This window comes from Streptomyces sp. NPDC094448, from assembly GCF_044763775.1.
GTDB lineage: Bacteria > Actinomycetota > Actinomycetes > Streptomycetales > Streptomycetaceae > Streptomyces.
The window spans coordinates 261,985-279,483 of the sequence record NZ_JBIWGU010000004.1 but is presented as its reverse complement, the minus strand read 5'-3'; the positions used below and the strand labels follow the sequence as shown (position 1 = coordinate 279,483).

Below are 17,499 nucleotides of genomic sequence, written 5' to 3'. Positions count from 1 at the left end.
GCCGACCAGGCGAAGACACCAGGACCAGGGACCAGGGACCAAAGGCCCATGGACCCGGGACCCGGGACCCGGGACCACGGCCGGGGCCCGAGGCCCAGGGGCCCGGATCAACCACCTCCGGGTGCGAAGGGCACGGACACCGGAGGCACGAGCGGCGCCGGCACAGGGGGCGCGGGCCCGGGACGGGCCGACGAGGACGGCTCCGAAGAGAACAGCTCCGGAGAGCCCGGCGCGGAGGCAGGAGGCCAACGCGCGGACGGAACCGGCACGGGACGCGCGGGGCCCGCCCGGGAGAGGGCCCTGGGGGTGAAAGGGCCCAGCCGGGATGCCGCCTCCACATCGGCGGTCTCCCCGAGCAGCTGGCACCGGAGCAGCACCGCACCCTGGGCACGGGCCGCCTCCGCCGCCCGGGTGCACGCCACGGCTTCGCCCCGTAAGGCATGGTCGGCCGCGGCGAGCGCGGCCAGATCGGCGGCCGCGGCCGCCCGGTGACGCGCGATCACCACCTGTCCCAGCGCCAGCACCGTGCCGAAGAGGGCGCAGAGCACGGTCGCGGCCAGTGCCACCCAGACCGTTGCCGAGCCGCCGTCCCGCCGTGCGGGCGCCCGCACGGACCGCGGGGAGCAGGCACGCGGGCCATCGGTGATCCGGTGCGGCGGGGCACCCCGTACGGCCCGGGGGAACGCCGTCCTCACCACCCCGCCACCTCCGCCGCCGTCTCCTCCGCACGGACCGCGGCTTCCGCGCTCAGGGTGAGTGCCAGGCTCCCGGGGCCCGGCGACGGGGACTCCACCCGGACGCGCCAGAACTCGCCCGCGCGGTGGACCCGGATCCGTGCCCCGGCGGGCGCCGCCGACCGGGCCGTTTCCACGACCACCGAGCGCGGTTCGGACCGTGCGGCCGCCCGAGCCCCCGCATAGGCGGCGTCCACGCACCGGATCTGTGCCACCGCGGCCGTCAGCGCCCAGAGGAACGCCGCGACCAGGGCGACCAAGGCGGGGATCGCCACCGCCGCCTCCGCCGTCACCGCACCCCGGTCCCGGACGCCGGTGCCCGGCTCAGAACGGCGCACTGAGGGCCTCGCCGATCAGTGACTCCAGGCCGCGGGTGACGCTTCCCCCGGTGACGACCCGGTAGAGGACCGCCGCCAGGGCACAGGCGGCGACGGTTCCCACCGCGTACTCGGCGGTGGCCATCCCCCGGTCCCCGTGCAGAGGAAGCGTCCGGCGCGGCCGTTGTCGCGCGGCGCCCCTCGGATGCTCCCCCGGGGCCTTTCCGGCACCAGCATCTGCGTCGTCGTGCTCCGTCAAAGGCTTCTCGGTCATCGAAAACTCCTCGGGTTCGAAGGATCCGGTCCGGTTCAGCGGAATTGAGTCGTGTTCAGACGGATCCGGTCGGATTCAGTGCGGACGTTCCTGGACGGTCCGTCCTGGCGCCCGGACGGAACGGACCAGGCGCTGACGAGATCTGCGGCCGCGCGCCGCCCTTGTCAGGTGCGGTCGAGCAGCCCGGACGCCAGACCGATGGCCACGGGTGCCACCCCCACCGCGAGGAACGCGGGCAGGAAGCACAGCCCCACGGGCGCGGTGACCAAAACCTGGGCCCGGCGGGCGCGGGCGGTCGCGGTCCGGGCGCGGGCGGCCCGGAGACGCTCCGCCTGCCTGGCGACCGGCTCCGCCGCGGGAGCGCCCGTGGCATCCGCGCGGGCCAGACAGCGCGCCAGTTCCCCGGCACCCGGTATCCGGGCGAATCCGCCCCACGCCGGATCGGGTTCACCGCCGAGCCTCAGTTCGGCGGCGGTACGGACGAGCTGCTCGCCGACCGGACCGCCCAGGGACTCGCCGACAGCCTCGGCCGCCTCGCGCGGCCCGGCGCCGGCGGACACACACGCGGCCAGGAGATCCGCGGCGAGGGGGAGCCCGCGGGCCACCGCCGAATCCTCCACCCGCTCTCCCGGCGGCCGGTGACGCCGCCACAGATGGACCGCGCAGCCCGCCACCGCCCCTACGGCGCAGCCGGGCAGCCCGCCGACCAGGAGGCAGCTTCCGGCGAAGGCAGCCAGTGGCGGCACCCAGCTCCGGGCCCACTCCGGCCGGGCCCGCCGCCGCGGGCGGGTCCGCTCCCGGCCCAGCAGACGGTCGGCACGCAGCCTCGTCCGGCGCTCCCGGCGACAGTCCGCAAGAGCAGTCAGGACCAGCACGGCCATGACCACGAACCCCGGCACCACCACGGGCATCAGTTCCGGGCGGCCGAAAGCGGCCGGGCTCACCGGAACCGCCCCCGCTGGACGATCCGCGAGGCCCACCAGAGCCCGGCCGCCTCCAGCACGGCACCGGCCAGCAGGCAGAGAAGGCCCGCGGGGGTGTGCAGCAGCACCCGGAGCGGATCGGCGCCCAGGGCCGACCCCAGACCGAGGGCCACCAGGGGCAGGAGGGCCAGCAGAACGATCGTGGAGCGGGTGCCGGCCAGTTGGGCGTCCAGGTCCTCCCGCTGGTCGTGTTCCGCACGGAGCGCGGCTTCCAGCCGGTCCAGGCCGTCCGCCAGCCCCGCGCCGCTGCCGACGGCCACGCTCCAGCAGGCGGCGATCCCGGACAGCCCCTCGGCACCGGGCTCCGCCGCCGCGTCCCGCAGGGCACGGGGCACATCTCCGCCGAAGCGGACCGCCGCGAGCACCGCGGGCTCGGCGGCCCCCAGCGCCCGCCCCGCCCCGACCGCGGCCAGCGCCGGTCCGGGCTGGAGACCCGCTCTCAACTCCGCCGCCAGGGAGCCGCACAGGGCGATGACCTCCTCCGCCCGCCGGACCCTCGCCCGCTCCCGTTCACGAGCCCGCCGGGCGCGCCGGAGCAGCGGCACGGCCAGGGCCCCGACCAGCAGCGGCACCACCGACTCCGCCAGGACCGCGGCCGTCAGCGCCCCCGCCCCGCAAAGCCATTCGCCCCGCGCCCGCAGCTCCGGGACCGGCCACCGCCACCGCGGCCGGGGCGGCGGCATCGCGGCGCACCCGGCAAGGACCAGCTTCGCCCGCCGCCCGCGGCCCCGGCCGTCCATCAGCAGTACGGCGGCCACCATCGCGCCGAGCAGCGCGGCATGCACCGGCTCGACCGGGTTCACCACTCGTCTCCGATCAGATCCCGCAGCCGGTCCCGGCCGCGCCCGTATACCAAGGAGTCGCCGCGGTGCCGCACTGCGGGCACTGTGGTCACCAGTCCTCCCGGACCGCGTTCCAGTACATGGATCTCGGCGATCCGGCGGTGTCCGGCGGGGCCCCGGACGAGGTGGATCACCACGTCCAGCGCGGCCGCGAGCTGGCTGTGGAGGGCGGCCCGGTCGAGACCGGCGGCGGTGCCGAGGGCTTCGAGGCGGGCGGGCACATCCGCCGCCGCGTTCGCATGGACGGTTCCGGCGCCCTGGTGACCGGTATTCAAAGCGGCGAGCAGATCTGCTGCTTCCGAGCCGCGGACCTCCCCGACGACGATCCGGTCGGGACGCATCCGCAGCGCCTGCCGGACCAGATCCCGCAGGGTGACCAGGCCCGCGCCCTCCTGATTGGCGGGGCGGGATTCGAGCCGGACCACATGGGGGTGGTCGGGCCGCAGTTCCGCGGAGTCCTCGGCGAGAACGATCCGCTCGTGCTTCCCGACGAGGCCGAGGAGTGCGGCCAGCAGAGTGGTCTTCCCACTGCCCGTTCCACCGCTGATGAGGAACGAGACCCGCGCCGCGACGAGCGCGGTCAGCAGCCGGTCGCCGCCGGGCGGCACCGTGCCCTCGGCCATCAGCTCGGGGAGTGTGAAGGCCCGGGGCCGCATCACCCGTAACGACAGACAAGTCGATCCGACGGCGACCGGCGGAATGACGGCATGCATCCGGGTACCGTCGGGCAGCCGGGCGTCCACCCATGGCCTGGCGTCGTCCAGCCGACGGCCCGCCACGGCGGCGAGCCGCTGGGCCAGCCGGCGCACGGAGGCCGCGTCGGTGAAGGTGATTCCCGCCCGCTCCAGGCCGTGGCCCCGGTCGACCCAGACCCGGTCGGGCGCCGATACCAGCACGTCCGTCACCGCCGGGTCGGCCAGCAGCGGCTCCAGCGGTCCGGTGCCGACCAGTTCGCAGCGGAGGGACTCCGTGCCGCCGAGGATCTCCGTATCCCCCAGCAGGCGCCCCTGGGCGCGCAGGGCGGCCGCGACCCGCGCCGGGGTGGGCTCGGCTCCGCTCTCCGCGAGCCGCCGCCGCACCGCGTCCAGCAGTACGGCGCTCATACGACCACGTCCCCGCCGAGGGCCCGGTCCCAGAAGGCCGCGCAGAAACGCGCCAGCGGTCCGTCCCCACCGCCCGGCGGAAAGGCCTCGTCCCGGCCGCGCCGCAGAGCGGGCTCCCGGGGCAGCTCACCGGCGAGCGGCAGCCCCAGCGCGGCGGCGATCCACTGCTCGTCGAGCCCCGCGGCATAGGGGCCGTGGGGTACGGCCCTGAGGTCCTTGAGGGCCGGGCCCGCCGCGGCCACCACCCGGCCGGCCGCGGCGACGGCCCGCAGCTCGCCGGGGACGACCAGCAGACCGATGTCCACCTGGACCAGCGCCTCGCGCGTGCCGTCGTCAAAGTGGCGCGGCAGATCCACGACGACGGCCCCACCGCGCCTGCGGGCCGCCGCCAGCACGGACCGCACCGCCTCCGGCGGAACAGCCACATCGGCCCGGTCCCAGCTCAGGACCCGCAGACCGTGCAGCTCGGGCAGGGACTCCTCCAGCGCGCCGCCCGCCAGCCGCCCCCTGGTGCCGACGAAATCCGGCCAGCGGAGCCCTTCGGCCCGCTCCCCGCCGAGCAGGATGTCGAGACCGCCGCCGAGGGGGTCGCCGTCGACGAGCAGGGTGCGCACCCCGGCTCCGGCTGCCGACACGGCCAGGGCACAGGCCAGTGTGGAAGCCCCGGCGCCGCCCCGGCCGCCGAGCACCCCGACCGTCAGCGCCTGCTGTCCCGCGCCCTCGACAACATCGGCGATCCGGCCGACCAGCCAGCTCTCCGCATCGGGCAGCCGCACCACCGATTCGGCGCCGATCTCCACCGCATGCCGCCAGAGGACGGGATCGACCGAACCGGCCACCCCTTCCCCGTCCCGGTCCCGCCCCACGAGCAGCACCCCGCTACGGCGGCCGGCGCCCCGGCAGTACGCCGCGGCATCGTCGCCGACCAGAACCAGCGGGGAGTCCTCCCAGCTCTCCCGGCGCTCGGGCATCCGGGCCCGGACCTCGGGCTCGGCTCCTGCGGCGGCGCACAGCCTCAGCAGATCGTCGAGCAGTTCCATGTCCTCGGTGAGGATCAGCGGGCCCCGCCCGCATCCTTCCCCGGTCGTCGCCCGCAGCGATGTGAGGGATCCAGCCACACTCTCCACCCCTTGTTTGCCGCGATCCCGCGGTGAAACGGGATCGGTGATTCCAGAGGCCCGCGAACTACGCGGGTGGAATCACGGTGCAGCGCACCGGAAAATCGTGTGGATCTTGCTGAAAAACTGTGGACAACCGACCACTTGTGAATAACTTGGTCGCCCATACCAGTGGTTCCCCCTGCGCACCCCTTCCATCACACACAGTGACGATGCAGAGTGTTCGGAGAGGCAGGCCCGGAGAGCCGCACAAAGGGGAGGTCGAGTCCGGTGGATCTTGCGGTGGACAGAAAACCCGTCCGGACATGCGACGACCCCCGCCGGGGGGGAGAGCGGGGGTCGCCTCTCCGGCCGGCTCGGGGGGGGGAGGAGCCGGACCGGGTTAGCACGGTCGCGAACGATCCGTGACTTCCATGGTGTACCCGAGAGCCTTCGCAAGCAAACCCACACGCCCGCGCGTACGCCGAATGGAGGCCACCTATGCTCGGGGCGTGGAAAACCACTCCTTGCCCCGCACAGCCGCGTTCTTTGACCTGGACAAGACGGTCATTGCGAAGTCTTCAACGCTGACCTTCAGCAAGTCCTTCTACCACGGCGGCCTGATCAACCGCCGGGCCGTACTGCGGACCGCGTATGCCCAGTTCGTTTTTCTCGCGGGCGGCGCCGACCACGACCAGATGGAGGGGATGCGCAAGTATCTCTCGGCCCTCTGCAAGGGCTGGAACGTTCAACAGGTGAAGGAGATCGTCGCCGAGACGCTTCATGACCTGATCGACCCGATCATCTACGACGAAGCCGCTTCTCTCATCGAGGAGCACCACACCGCGGGCCGCGATGTCGTCATCGTCTCCACCTCGGGTTCCGAGGTCGTCGAGCCCATCGGCGAACTGCTGGGAGCCGACAGGGTGGTCGCCACCCGCATGGTGGTCGGCGACGACGGCTGTTTCACCGGCGAAGTGGAGTACTACGCCTACGGGCCGACAAAAGCGGAAGCCATCAGGGAACTGGCCGAGTCCGAGGGATACGACCTCTCCCGTTGCTACGCATACAGCGATTCCATCACCGATGTGCCGATGCTGGAGTCCGTCGGACATCCTTACGCGGTCAATCCCGACCGGGCACTCCGCCGGGAAGCGGGCGCCCGGGACTGGCCGGTTCTGGTCTTCAACCGGCCGGTCCGGCTGAAGCAGCGGCTGCCCGCCCTCTCGATGCCGCCGCGCCCCGCGCTGATGGCGGCGGCCGCGGTGGGCGCGGCGGCAGCGACCGCCGGCCTGGTCTGGTACGCCGCGCGCCGCCGGAGCGGTGCCGCAGCAGCCCGTACCGCCTCCGGGACCGCGGCGACCGGTGCCGCCTCGGGGACCGGGCCGGCCCGCGTCGTCGTGCAGGCCATCCGTACAACAGCCGGGGCCGCGGGCGCCGCGGTCGGCAACTCCGGCAGCACCCGGCGCACCACCGGCCGTCTCATCAGCCGCCCCACCGACCGTTTCCTCCGTATTTGAAGCTAAAAGTAAAGAAGTGGGGGTAGGGGTTCCGCTTCTCTGTCCGCAGGAGTACAAAGGATTCAACGGCCCGCGAGACCAAGGACATCCGAGAGGATCACCTAGTACACGCATAAAAGGCCCCACGGACCGAGCATGAAAACCGGGCACCCACGCGACGTCGACCCGTCGAATACGGGCCAGCCGCACCAGGTGAAGGGCAGAGTTCCCGGCCTGATGGGCGCATCATCGAGGACGCTTGGTAACTCGGCGGACATGCCAGCGGCGGTACCGGAACCGGTACCGCCGCAACCCTGTCCGGTGCCGGGCCCCGGCCCGACATCCCACCGCCTCCGGAGGCCGTGCCCCACGCCCGACGCTCCGGCCCTTCCACCACCCCGGGCCTTCGACCGGACCGCCCGTCCCACCGCTCCGGCCCTTCCACCACCCCGGCCCTTTCGCCGGATCGGGCAACCGACCGGGGCGGACCTTCCAGCGCATCGGGCAACCGACCGAAGCGGACCCCCGCGCCGGCTCAGGCCGCGCCGCGCTGGAGCGCCTCGCAGACTGCCGTGGACTCGCGCACCCCCAGCTCCACCGCCCGCCCGCAGTGGGCAATCCAGGCGCCCATACCCTCCGCCGTACCCGACAGATAGCCCTCCAGGGCCGCCGTGTAGGCTTCCCGCCCCAGCTCCGCATGACCGACCTCGGCCGGGCAGATCGACTTCGGGTCCAGCCCGCTGCCGATCAGCACGATCCGCTGCGCCGCCCGCGCCACCAGCCCGTTGTACGAACGGAAGGGGCGCAGGGCCAGCAGTTCGCCGTGCACCACGGCGGCGTTCACCAGCGCCGGGGCGGCGCTGCCCGCCACGATCAGCCCGGCCAGCCCCTCCAGCCGGCCGCTCAGCTCCGCGGCATCCGGCAGCGGCGCCGTCACCAGCGGCTCGTCGACCGCCTCTCCGGCCAGCCGCGGCCGTCCCACCGCACCATCGGCCGGGGTCCCCCCGGCCGCGACCAGATGCAGCCGGGCCAGCACCCGCAGCGGCGACTGCCGCCAGACGGAGAGCAGTTGACCGGCCTCGGCGGAGAGCCTGAGCGCCGCCCCGACCGTATGCGCCTCGTCCTCGGCGCCGAAGTCCGTACGCCTGCGGACCTCCTCCAGCGCCCAGTCGGCACCGGACAGCGCCGCCGACCCACGGGCCCCGCGCAACGCGGCCTCCGATGTCACCTCGGCACCGCGCCGCCGCATGATCCGGTGACCGTAGACCCGGTCGACCGCCGTCCGTACGGAGGCAACGGCTTCGGGCACCCCAGGCAGTTCACCCAGGGCGGCGAGCGGATCGGCGGAGGGGGCGGGCACGGCGTTCGTCCTCATGCCATGGAGGCTACGCGCCCCCGGCGTACGTCCCCCTTTGGAGTGGTCTTCTTCACCTCACTTGACAACACAGGGCAATATCAGCACTACCCTAGGTGAACATGAAGATCGCTTTCGTGGGGAAGGGCGGCAGCGGTAAGACCACGCTGTCCTCGCTGTTCATCCGGCATCTGGCCGCGGACGGGGCCCCGGTCGTCGCCGTAGACGCCGATATCAACCAGCATCTGGGCGCAGCCCTCGGCCTCGACGAGGACGAGGCCGCCGCGCTGCCCGCCATGGGCGCCCAACTGCCCCTCATCAAGGACTATCTGCGCGGCACCAACCCCCGGATCGCCTCCGCCGAAACCATGATCAAAACCACGCCCCCGGGCGAGGGCTCCCGGCTGCTGCGCGTCGGAGAGGAGAATCCCGTCTTCGACGCCTGCGCCCGCCCGGTCCGGCTGGACGGCGCCTCGGTCAGGCTGATGGCGACCGGCCCCTTCACTGAGTCGGACCTCGGTGTGGCCTGCTACCACTCCAAGGTCGGGGCGGTGGAGCTGTGCCTGAACCATCTGGTCGACGGACGTGACGAGTACGTCGTGGTCGATATGACCGCCGGGTCGGACTCCTTCGCCTCCGGCATGTTCACCCGCTTCGACATGACGTTCCTGGTCGCCGAGCCGACCCGCAAGGGCGTCTCCGTCTACCGCCAGTACAAGGAGTACGCGCGGGACTTCGGCGTCGCGCTCAAGGTCGTCGGCAACAAGGTCCAGGGCGAGGACGACCTCGACTTCCTGCGCGCGGAGGTCGGCGACGACCTGCTGGTCACCGTCGGCCACTCGGACTGGGTACGGGCGATGGAGAAGGGCCGCCCGAAGCCGTACGGCCTGCTGGAACCGGCGAACCGTGCTGCTCTGCGGACCCTGCTGGCAGCCGTCATGGACACCTACGAGCGGCGCGACTGGGAGCGGTACACCCGCCAGATGGTCCACTTCCATCTGCGGAACGCCGAGAGCTGGGGCAACGCGAAGACGGGTGCCGACCTGGCGGCCCAGGTCGACCCCGCCTTCGTTCTCGGCGAGACCGCCGCCGGAATCAGCGCTCCGCTTCCGGCCTGACCGCGGGGCCGGCGGCCGCGACGGCCGCCGGCCCGTCCTCCTCCGCCCCGTCTCCGGCGGGCGGCACCGCCCGGTCCGACGTCTCGGCCGCCGACCCGGCGGGGTCACCCGCCGGACCGGCCGGCACCCCGCTCCGGAAGGCGGCCCAGCCCGCCTTCGGGGCCTCGCCGACCTTCAGCGTCCGCAGTTTGGCGAGCACCTTGGGATCCTGCGCGTCCAGCCAGTCCACGAGCTGTTTGAAGGAGACGCACTTGACATCCTTCTTCACACAGACCGTGGCGATGGTGTCCTCGACGGCCCGCATATACGTTCCGCCGTTCCATGATTCGAAGTGGTTGCCGATGATCAGCGGCGCCCGGTTCCCGTCGTAGGCGCGGTCGAAGGCCTGGATCAGCCCGTCGCGCATCTGGCGGCCCCAGTAGTCGTGCTGCGCGGGGTCGCCCTTGACCGTCCCGGACTGGTTGACCATGAAGTTGTAGTCCATGGAGAGCGTCTCGAAGCCGCGGCCCGGGAACGGAACCATCTGGAGCCCTAGGTCCCAGACCCCGCCCTCCTTCTCCGGCCAGATCTGGTCGTTGATACCGCTGGTGTCATAGCGGAAGCCCAGCTCACCGGCGGCCTTCACAAAGTTCTTGCGGCCTTCCAGACAGGGGGTACGGGCGCCGATCAGCTCCTTGTCGTAGTCGAACGGCAGCGGCTTCTCGTCCTTCAGACCGGAGTTCGTCCGCCAGTTCTTCACAAAGGATTTGGCCTGGCCGATCTCACTCTTCCAGTCCTCGACCGACCAGCTGTCGCCACCCTCCGGCCCGCAGAAGTGACCGTTGAAGTGGGTACCCACCTCATTGCCCTCCTGCCAGGCGGCCCGCAGCTCGCGCACGGTGTCACGGATGCCCTGGACATCGTTGAAGCCGATGTCGGAGCGCCCGGCTGAGTGCTTCGGCGGTAGATAGAGGGAAGCTTTCTCCTCAGGCAGCAGATAGACCCCGCTGAGGAAGTACGTCATCGTCATGTCGTACTTCCGGGCGACGGAACGGAAGTGGGAGAAGAGCTTCTGGCTGTCCTCGCCCGCGCCGTCCCACGAGAACACGACGAACTGGGGCGGCTTCTGGCCCGCCTTCAGCTTCCGCGGCTTCAGCTGGTTCGGCTGCGTCCCGGTGTACGCGGTCGAGCCGTCCCCGATCAGCTGCGGCGCGGCCTTGGGCAAGGGCGCCTTCTTGGCACCCGGCGCGCCCTCCTGTGCGGACCGGTCACCCGGAAGGGAGCAGCCCGCCAGCCCCGCGAGCAGTGCCGTGGCCACCGCGCCGACGGCGGCCCTCTGTGCGACGGCGGCCTTCATCCGTCCACCCACTTTCATATGACTTTGTGTTTTTCCGACCGGTAGTACCGATTCGACAAAGTCGCACCGCAGCAGGGGGGAGCCGCCGATGGCGGGCCGCATTAACCGCATTAATCACTGGAAGGAGTGAAACGTTGACCTATATGCCCGGAGTACCCGACCTCGGTCTTTACTCTCCATTACGATCAATTTACTGAGAGTTGAGTCTCTGCACGTATCCCGCCGCTGCACGCCGTGACCCACGGCCGCGCCCCCACATTCCGCGACCGCGCTGCCCCGGAGGAGACGGGAACCATGTCCGCCTGCGTCCCCACCCGCACCGACTCCCCACCCGAGCCGCCCGAGGGCTCTCCCCTGCCCCACAGCCCGCCCCCCGGCGGCTTCCGGATCGCCGGCGCCGATCTGTCCGCCTCCATCTCGGTCTTTCTGATCGCGCTGCCGCTCTCGCTGGGCATCGCCCTCGCCACCGGAGCCCCGCTCCAGGCAGGGCTGGTCGCCGCGGCCGTCGGCGGGATCGTGGCCGGCCGGTTCGGCGGCTCGCCCCTCCAGGTGAGCGGTCCCGCGGCGGGCCTGACCGTCGTCACAGCCGATCTCATCCAGCAGTACGGATGGCGTGCCACCTGCGCCGTCACCGTTCTCGCCGGTCTCACCCAGCTCGGTCTGGCCGCCCTGAGGGTGGCGCGATCGGCCCTCGCGGTCAGCCCCGCGATCGTCCACGGCATGATCGCGGGCATCGGGGTCACGATCGCCCTGGCCCAGCTCCATATCGTGCTCGGCGGCACCCCACGCTCCGCCGCCCTCGACAACGTCCTCGCCCTGCCGGGCCAGTTGGCCGCGCTGCACACCGACGCCGTCACGGTCAGCGCCGTCACCGTCGCCGTACTGCTGGCGTGGCCCCGCATCCCCGGCCGTACAGGACGGGCGGTACGACGGATTCCGGCCGCGCTCGCCGCCGTCGCGACGGCCACCGCGCTCGCCGTCGTCGCCCGGCTCGACGGTCTGCCCCGCGTCGACCTGCCGTCGTGGAGCAGCCATGCCCTCCCCCAGCTGCCGCAGGATCCGGTGCTCGGAATCGCCGCCGCCGTCGTGACCATCGCTCTGGTGACCAGCGTCCAGTCCCTGCTGTCGGCGGTCGCCGTCGACAAACTGCTGGCCAAGCGGGTGGAGACCGCGGAGGGTGCGGCCCAGTCCCGGATCCCCCGCTCGAATCTGGACCGCGAGCTGGCAGGTCAGGGCGCGGCGAATATCGTCTCCGGTGCCCTCGGCGGACTGCCGGTGGCCGGAGTCGCCGTCAGAACGGTCGCCAATGTCTCGGCCGGCGCCGTCAGCCGTCACTCCACCATGCTGCACGGGCTGTGGATCGTGCTCGCCGCCCTGCTGTTCGTTCCGCTGCTCGACCTCATCCCGCTGGCGGCGCTCGCCGCCCTGGTGATGGTCGTCGGCGTGCAGATGGTGAGCATCACCCATCTGCGGACCGTCCGGCGGAATCGGGAGATGCTGGTCTACGCGGTGACCCTGCTCTCCGTCGTCGCCACGGGCGTGCTGCAAGGCGTGGCCATCGGGATCGCCGCCGCGGTCGCCGTCTCCCTGCACCGGCTGACCAGGACCCGGATCTCCCAGGAGGAGTACGACGGCGTCCGCCGGGTGCGGGTGCGCGGCCAGTTGACGTTCCTCGCGGTGCCCCGGCTGACCCGGGCGCTCGGCCTGGTTCCCCGCGGTGCGGACTGCGTGGTCGAGCTGGACGGCTCCTTTATGGACCATGCGGCGTACGAGGCGCTGCACGACTGGCAGGTCGCGCATGTGGCCCACGGTGGGACGGTGGAGTTCACCGGCCGGGCGGGCGGCAGGATCAGCGGGCCCGCCTCGGAGTCGCAGAACTGCTGCCGCCCCTGGACCCCCTGGCGCAATCATCACTGCCACAGCTCCCCCGGACAGCGGTCCGGCCGGGAGCTGGCCGACGGCCTCGGCTCCTTCCAGCGCGATACGGCTCCGCTGGTCCGTGACGAGCTGGCGCGGCTGGCCCGCGAGGGGCAGCGCCCCTCCCAGCTCTTCCTCACCTGCGCCGACTCCCGCCTGGTCACCAGCATGATCACGGCCAGCGGCCCCGGCGACCTCTTCACCGTACGGAACATCGGGAATCTGGTCCCCCTGCCCGGCGAGGAGAGCGGCGACGATTCGGTCGCCGCAGCCATCGAGTACGCGGTCGAGGTGCTCGGCGTCGGCTCCATCACGGTCTGCGGGCATTCGGGCTGCGGTGCGATGCAGTCCCTGATCGGGCTGGAGCCCGACGGTGAACAGACCCCGCTCCGGCGGTGGCTGCGACACGGGCTGCCGAGCCTGGAGCGGATGGCCGACGGCCGGGGCGCCATGGCGCGCCTCTCGGGACGGCCGCCGAAGGACGCGGTGGAGCAGCTCTGTCTGACCAATGTGGTGCAGCAGTTGGAGCATCTGCGGTCGTACGAGACGGTGGCCCGAAGACTCGCCGACGGCACCCTGAAGCTGCACGGCATGTACTTCCACGTCGGAGAGGCCCAGGCCTATCTCCTCGCGGAGGAGGACGGCCGAACGGGCGGCGGCCCCGCGCGACCGGCACAGCCGGAGCCGTCCGGGCGGCTCGAAGGGCAGCCGGCGGGGAAACAGCCCGTGGACGGAGAGCCGGACAGAGAGCCGGACAGAGAGCCGGGCGGAAGGACGGAAGGAAGGACGGAAGGAAGGGCGGACGAAGAGCCGGATACGGCTGCGGGGCCCGCGTTCGGCCTGGTCTTCCACCGGGTTCCGCCGTCCGGCGCCCGGTCCGTCCGAGCCCGGAGCTGACCGTTCCGCCGTCCGGCACCCGATCCGTCCGGGCCCGGGCCCCAAGCCGGAAACACCCACCGCAAAGACGGGGTGAACCAAAGCCGTCCGGGGCCCGTGCAAAGGGGTGACGGTCCCTCCTCCCCGCCGCCCGGGGAGGAGGGACCGTCCGGAAACCAGCCGACACGCCCGCCGCCACCTGGTACTTCTCCCCCGACAGCCGCAGCGGTTCACCATCACGGGGCAAAACCCACGACAGGTCTAAACCATTTACCCGAAGGCTCTTGTCACCCGGGCCTCCGGCTGATGAGCTATGGCCCGGGACACACAGGTATTGAGGACGCCCTGGGAAAGGGAGATGTCGTGAGCAACGAGAGCCTGGCCAACCTGCTGCGGGAGGAGCGGCGGTTCGCGCCGCCTGCCGCGCTGAGCGCGGACGCCAATGTCACGGCTGACGCCTATGAGCAGGCGAAGGCCGACAGGCTCGGCTTCTGGGCCGAGCAGGCGCGCCGGCTCACCTGGGCCACCGAGCCGACCGAGACGCTGGACTGGAGCAACCCGCCCTTCGCCAAGTGGTTCGCGGACGGCAGGATCAACGTCGCGTACAACTGCGTCGACCGCCATGTCGAGGCGGGCCTCGGGGACCGGGTCGCGATCCACTTCGAGGGCGAGCCCGGCGACAGCCGCAGCGTCACCTACGCGGAGCTGAAGGACCAGGTCTCCCGCGCCGCCAACGCGCTGACCGAGCTGGGAGTCGGCAAGGGCGACCGGGTCGCCGTCTATCTGCCGATGATCCCCGAGGCCGTGGTCGCGATGCTGGCCTGTGCCCGGATCGGCGCCGCCCACTCCGTGGTCTTCGGCGGTTTCTCGGCCGACGCGGTCGCCTCCCGGATCCAGGACGCGGACGCCAAGCTGGTGATCACCGCCGACGGCGGTTACCGCCGCGGCAAGCCGAGCGCGCTCAAGCCCGCCATCGACGAGGCACTCACCAAGTGCCCGCAGGTCGAGCATGTGCTGGTGGTCCGGCGGACCGGCGAGGACACCGCCGTCACCGAGGGCCGCGACGTGTGGTGGCACGACATCGTGGACCGCCAGTCGGCCGAGCACACCCCCGAGGCCTTCGACGCCGAGCAGCCGCTGTTCATCCTCTACACCTCCGGCACCACCGGGAAGCCCAAGGGCATCCTGCACACCTCCGGCGGCTATCTCACCCAGGCGGCCTACACCCACCACGCCGTCTTCGACCTCAAGCCCGAGACCGACGTCTACTGGTGTACGGCCGATATCGGCTGGGTGACCGGCCACTCGTACATCGTCTACGGCCCCCTGGCCAACGGTGCGACGCAGGTCATGTACGAGGGCACGCCCGACACTCCGCACCAGGGCCGGTTCTGGGAGATCGTCCAGAAGTACGGCGTCACCATCCTCTACACCGCGCCGACCGCGATCCGGACCTTCATGAAGTGGGGCGACGACATCCCCGCCAAGTTCGACCTGTCGAGCCTGCGGGTCCTCGGCTCGGTCGGCGAGCCGATCAACCCCGAGGCGTGGATCTGGTACCGCGAGCACATCGGCGGCGGCCGGGCCCCCATCGTGGACACCTGGTGGCAGACCGAGACCGGCGCGATGATGATCTCCCCGCTGCCGGGTGTCACCGAGACCAAGCCCGGTTCCGCGCAGCGCGCGCTGCCCGGTATCTCCGCGACCGTCGTCGACGACGAGGCGAACGAGGTGCCGGACGGCGGTGGCGGCTATCTGGTGCTCACCGAGCCGTGGCCGTCGATGCTCCGCACCATCTGGGGCGACGACCAGCGCTTCATCGACACCTACTGGTCCCGGTTCGAGGGCAAGTACTTCGCGGGTGACGGCGCCAAGAAGGACGACGACGGCGATATCTGGCTGCTCGGCCGGGTCGACGACGTCATGCTCGTCTCCGGTCACAACATCTCCACCACCGAGGTCGAGTCCGCCCTCGTCTCGCACCCGAAGGTCGCCGAAGCGGCGGTCGTGGGCGCAGCGGACGAGACGACCGGCCAGGCCATCGTCGCCTTCGTGATCCTGCGGGGTTCGGCGTCCGAGGACGAGAATCTCGTCGCCGAGCTGCGCAACCACGTCGGAACGACCCTCGGCCCGATCGCCAAGCCCAAGCGGGTGCTGCCGGTGGGCGAGCTGCCGAAGACCCGCTCCGGCAAGATCATGCGCCGGCTGCTCCGCGATGTCGCCGAGAACCGTCAGCTCGGTGATGTCACCACCCTGACCGACTCCTCGGTCATGGACCTCATCCAGTCGAAGCTGCCCAGCGCGGCCTCGGAGGACTGACCGGAAGGGGGGCGGTCCCGGACCGTTCCCCCCACGGTATGTGTACGGGCGGTGGCCCGCGCCTCTCGGTGAGGCGCGGGCCACCGCCCGTACCGCTTCTCCCCCTGCGGTCCGCCCCGACCCCCTCCGACATGCGAAAAGTCCGCGAGGTCCTAGAGTGAGAGGACGCCGGATGCCCCCTTGCCCACTTAGGTAAAGTAAGGACCGCGTCAAAGACGCAACAAGAAAACCTAGGTGCGCCGGGAAGTCTGGTCGGCATGTGCTTCGCCCTGCCCGACCGACCGCCGGAGGTTTCCCGCCATGCCCGCGCCCGTATCCACGCCCCGTAAGTTCCTCGGACGGCTCTCGCTGCCCGAGCGCACCTTCGTGGCGGACGCCCTGCGTACCGAGACGGTCGGCGGCGTCCTGCTGCTGCTCGCCGCCGTGATCGCACTGATCTGGGCCAATACGCCCCTGCGGGACAGCTACGAGGCGATACGTTCCTTCCATCTCGGCCCCGCGTCCCTCGGCCTCGACCTGTCGATTCAGCACTGGGCCGCCGACGGACTCCTCGCGATCTTCTTCTTCGTCGCAGGTATCGAACTCAAACGGGAACTCGTCGCCGGTGAGCTGCGGGACCGCAGGGCCGCCGCGCTCCCCGTCATCGCCGCGATCTGCGGTATGGCCGTCCCCGCACTCGTCTACTTCGCGACCGTCACCATCGGCGGCGGCTCCGCCAAGGGCTGGGCCGTCCCCACCGCCACGGACATCGCCTTCGCCCTCGCGGTCCTCGCGGTCATCGGCACCTCGCTGCCCTCGGCCCTGCGCGCCTTCCTGCTGACGCTCGCCGTCGTCGACGACCTCTTCGCGATAATGATCATCGCGATCTTCTTCACCAGTGAACTGAACTTCGCCGCGCTGGCCGGTGCGGTGATCGGTCTTGTCGTCTTCCGGCTGCTGCTGGTCAAGGGGGTTCGGGGCTGGTACGTCTATGTGCCCCTGGCGCTGGTGATCTGGGGCCTGATGTACAACAGCGGTGTCCATGCCACCATCGCCGGTGTCGCCATGGGTCTGATGCTCCGCTGCACCCGCCGCGAGGGCGAGGAGCAGTCCCCCGGGGAGCACATCGAACACCTCGTACGCCCCCTGTCCGCCGGTCTCGCCGTTCCCCTCTTCGCCCTCTTCTCGGCCGGGGTCGTGGTCTCGGGCGGGGCCCTGGGCCGGGTATTCACCGAGCCGGAGGCCCTGGGAGTGGTCCTCGGGCTGGTCCTCGGCAAGGCCCTCGGTGTCTTCGGCGGCACCTGGCTGGCGGCCAGGTTCACCCGCGCGGAGCTGAACGACGAGCTGGCCTGGCCCGATGTGTTCGCCGTCGCCACGCTCGCCGGTATCGGCTTCACCGTCTCCCTCCTCATCGGCGAACTCGCCTTCGCCGACGAGCCGGCGCTCACCGACTCGGTCAAGACAGCGGTACTGGTCGGCTCGCTGATAGCCGCCGTCCTCGCGGGTGTCCTGCTGAAGCTGCGGGTCCGCAGGTACCAGGCGCTGTACGAGGAGGAGGAGCGCGACGAGGACCAGGACGGCATCCCGGATGTCTACGAGCAGGACAACCCCGCGTACCACCTGCGGATGGCGGAGATCTACGAGCGGAAGGCCGCCGAACACCGGAAGCTGGCGGTCACCGCCGCGCAGGGCGCCGACCGGGGCACCGACGGGGGCGTCGCGCACTGACGGCCGGGGTCCGGCATGATCTG

The 17,499-nt window shown here is 71.6% G+C and carries 13 protein-coding genes and 1 pseudogene; 5 read left to right on the top strand and 9 right to left on the bottom strand.

The window, feature by feature from the left end:
• Positions 1-107: 107 nt before the first annotated feature.
• The 7 genes from ACIQ9E_RS09910 to ssd all read right to left on the bottom strand — a co-directional run bounded on the left by ACIQ9E_RS09910 (position 108) and on the right by ssd (position 5,371).
• Positions 108-611, bottom strand: a complete 504-nt coding sequence (locus tag ACIQ9E_RS09910) for an Rv3654c family TadE-like protein (protein ID WP_403704709.1) — start codon at positions 609-611, stop codon at positions 108-110.
• A gap of 80 nt (positions 612-691) precedes the next feature.
• The gene (locus tag ACIQ9E_RS09905; protein ID WP_403704706.1) at positions 692-1,072 is read right to left on the bottom strand and encodes a TadE family type IV pilus minor pilin; all 381 of its coding nucleotides are present in this window, start codon (positions 1,070-1,072) and stop codon (positions 692-694) included.
• The gene (locus ACIQ9E_RS09900; RefSeq protein ID WP_403704703.1) at positions 1,059-1,196 is read right to left on the bottom strand and encodes a DUF4244 domain-containing protein; all 138 of its coding nucleotides are present in this window, start codon (positions 1,194-1,196) and stop codon (positions 1,059-1,061) included. Before ACIQ9E_RS09900 ends, ACIQ9E_RS09905 begins: the two co-directional genes overlap by 14 nt.
• Before the next feature lie 293 nt (positions 1,197-1,489).
• Positions 1,490-2,236, bottom strand: a complete 747-nt coding sequence (locus ACIQ9E_RS09895; protein WP_403705224.1) for a type II secretion system F family protein — start codon at positions 2,234-2,236, stop codon at positions 1,490-1,492.
• Between the two features lie 29 nt (positions 2,237-2,265).
• Complete coding sequence (locus ACIQ9E_RS09890; RefSeq protein WP_403705221.1) at positions 2,266-3,069, bottom strand: type II secretion system F family protein; 804 nt, start codon at positions 3,067-3,069, stop codon at positions 2,266-2,268.
• Positions 3,070-3,107: 38 nt separating this feature from the next.
• A complete protein-coding gene (locus ACIQ9E_RS09885) occupies positions 3,108-4,253 on the bottom strand; it encodes a TadA family conjugal transfer-associated ATPase (RefSeq protein ID WP_403704700.1) in 1,146 nt (381 codons plus the stop codon).
• On the bottom strand, positions 4,250-5,371 hold the full coding sequence (gene ssd, locus ACIQ9E_RS09880; protein WP_403704697.1) for a septum site-determining protein Ssd: 1,122 nt from the start codon (positions 5,369-5,371) through the stop codon (positions 4,250-4,252). The genes ACIQ9E_RS09885 and ssd overlap by 4 nt, the downstream gene beginning before the upstream one ends.
• Positions 5,372-5,838: 467 nt before the next feature.
• Here ssd and ACIQ9E_RS09875 point away from each other — a divergent pair.
• Positions 5,839-6,684: pseudogene (locus tag ACIQ9E_RS09875) on the top strand (HAD family hydrolase); the annotation flags it as partial.
• 700 nt (positions 6,685-7,384) lie between these two features.
• Here ACIQ9E_RS09875 and ACIQ9E_RS09870 read toward each other — a convergent pair.
• Positions 7,385-8,224, bottom strand: a complete 840-nt coding sequence (locus tag ACIQ9E_RS09870) for an oxidoreductase (RefSeq protein ID WP_403704694.1) — start codon at positions 8,222-8,224, stop codon at positions 7,385-7,387.
• A gap of 101 nt (positions 8,225-8,325) precedes the next feature.
• Between ACIQ9E_RS09870 and ACIQ9E_RS09865 the strand changes: the two genes are divergently transcribed.
• Positions 8,326-9,321, top strand: a complete 996-nt coding sequence (locus ACIQ9E_RS09865) for an ATP-binding protein (RefSeq protein ID WP_403704691.1) — start codon at positions 8,326-8,328, stop codon at positions 9,319-9,321.
• Here ACIQ9E_RS09865 and ACIQ9E_RS09860 read toward each other — a convergent pair.
• The gene (locus ACIQ9E_RS09860; RefSeq protein ID WP_403704688.1) at positions 9,299-10,675 is read right to left on the bottom strand and encodes a hypothetical protein; all 1,377 of its coding nucleotides are present in this window, start codon (positions 10,673-10,675) and stop codon (positions 9,299-9,301) included. The two genes, ACIQ9E_RS09865 and ACIQ9E_RS09860, sit on opposite strands and share 23 nt — an antisense overlap.
• A gap of 276 nt (positions 10,676-10,951) precedes the next feature.
• Here ACIQ9E_RS09860 and ACIQ9E_RS09855 point away from each other — a divergent pair, with 276 nt between their 5' ends.
• From ACIQ9E_RS09855 to nhaA, 3 genes are all read left to right on the top strand, one after another.
• The gene (locus ACIQ9E_RS09855) at positions 10,952-13,471 is read left to right on the top strand and encodes a SulP family inorganic anion transporter (protein WP_403704686.1); all 2,520 of its coding nucleotides are present in this window, start codon (positions 10,952-10,954) and stop codon (positions 13,469-13,471) included.
• 342 nt (positions 13,472-13,813) lie between these two features.
• The gene (acs, locus tag ACIQ9E_RS09850; RefSeq protein WP_403704683.1) at positions 13,814-15,769 is read left to right on the top strand and encodes an acetate--CoA ligase; all 1,956 of its coding nucleotides are present in this window, start codon (positions 13,814-13,816) and stop codon (positions 15,767-15,769) included.
• A 300-nt stretch (positions 15,770-16,069) separates the two neighbouring features.
• Positions 16,070-17,476: a Na+/H+ antiporter NhaA gene (gene nhaA / locus ACIQ9E_RS09845; protein WP_403704680.1), complete on the top strand. Its 1,407-nt coding sequence runs from the start codon at positions 16,070-16,072 to the stop codon at positions 17,474-17,476.
• Positions 17,477-17,499 lie beyond the last annotated feature (23 nt).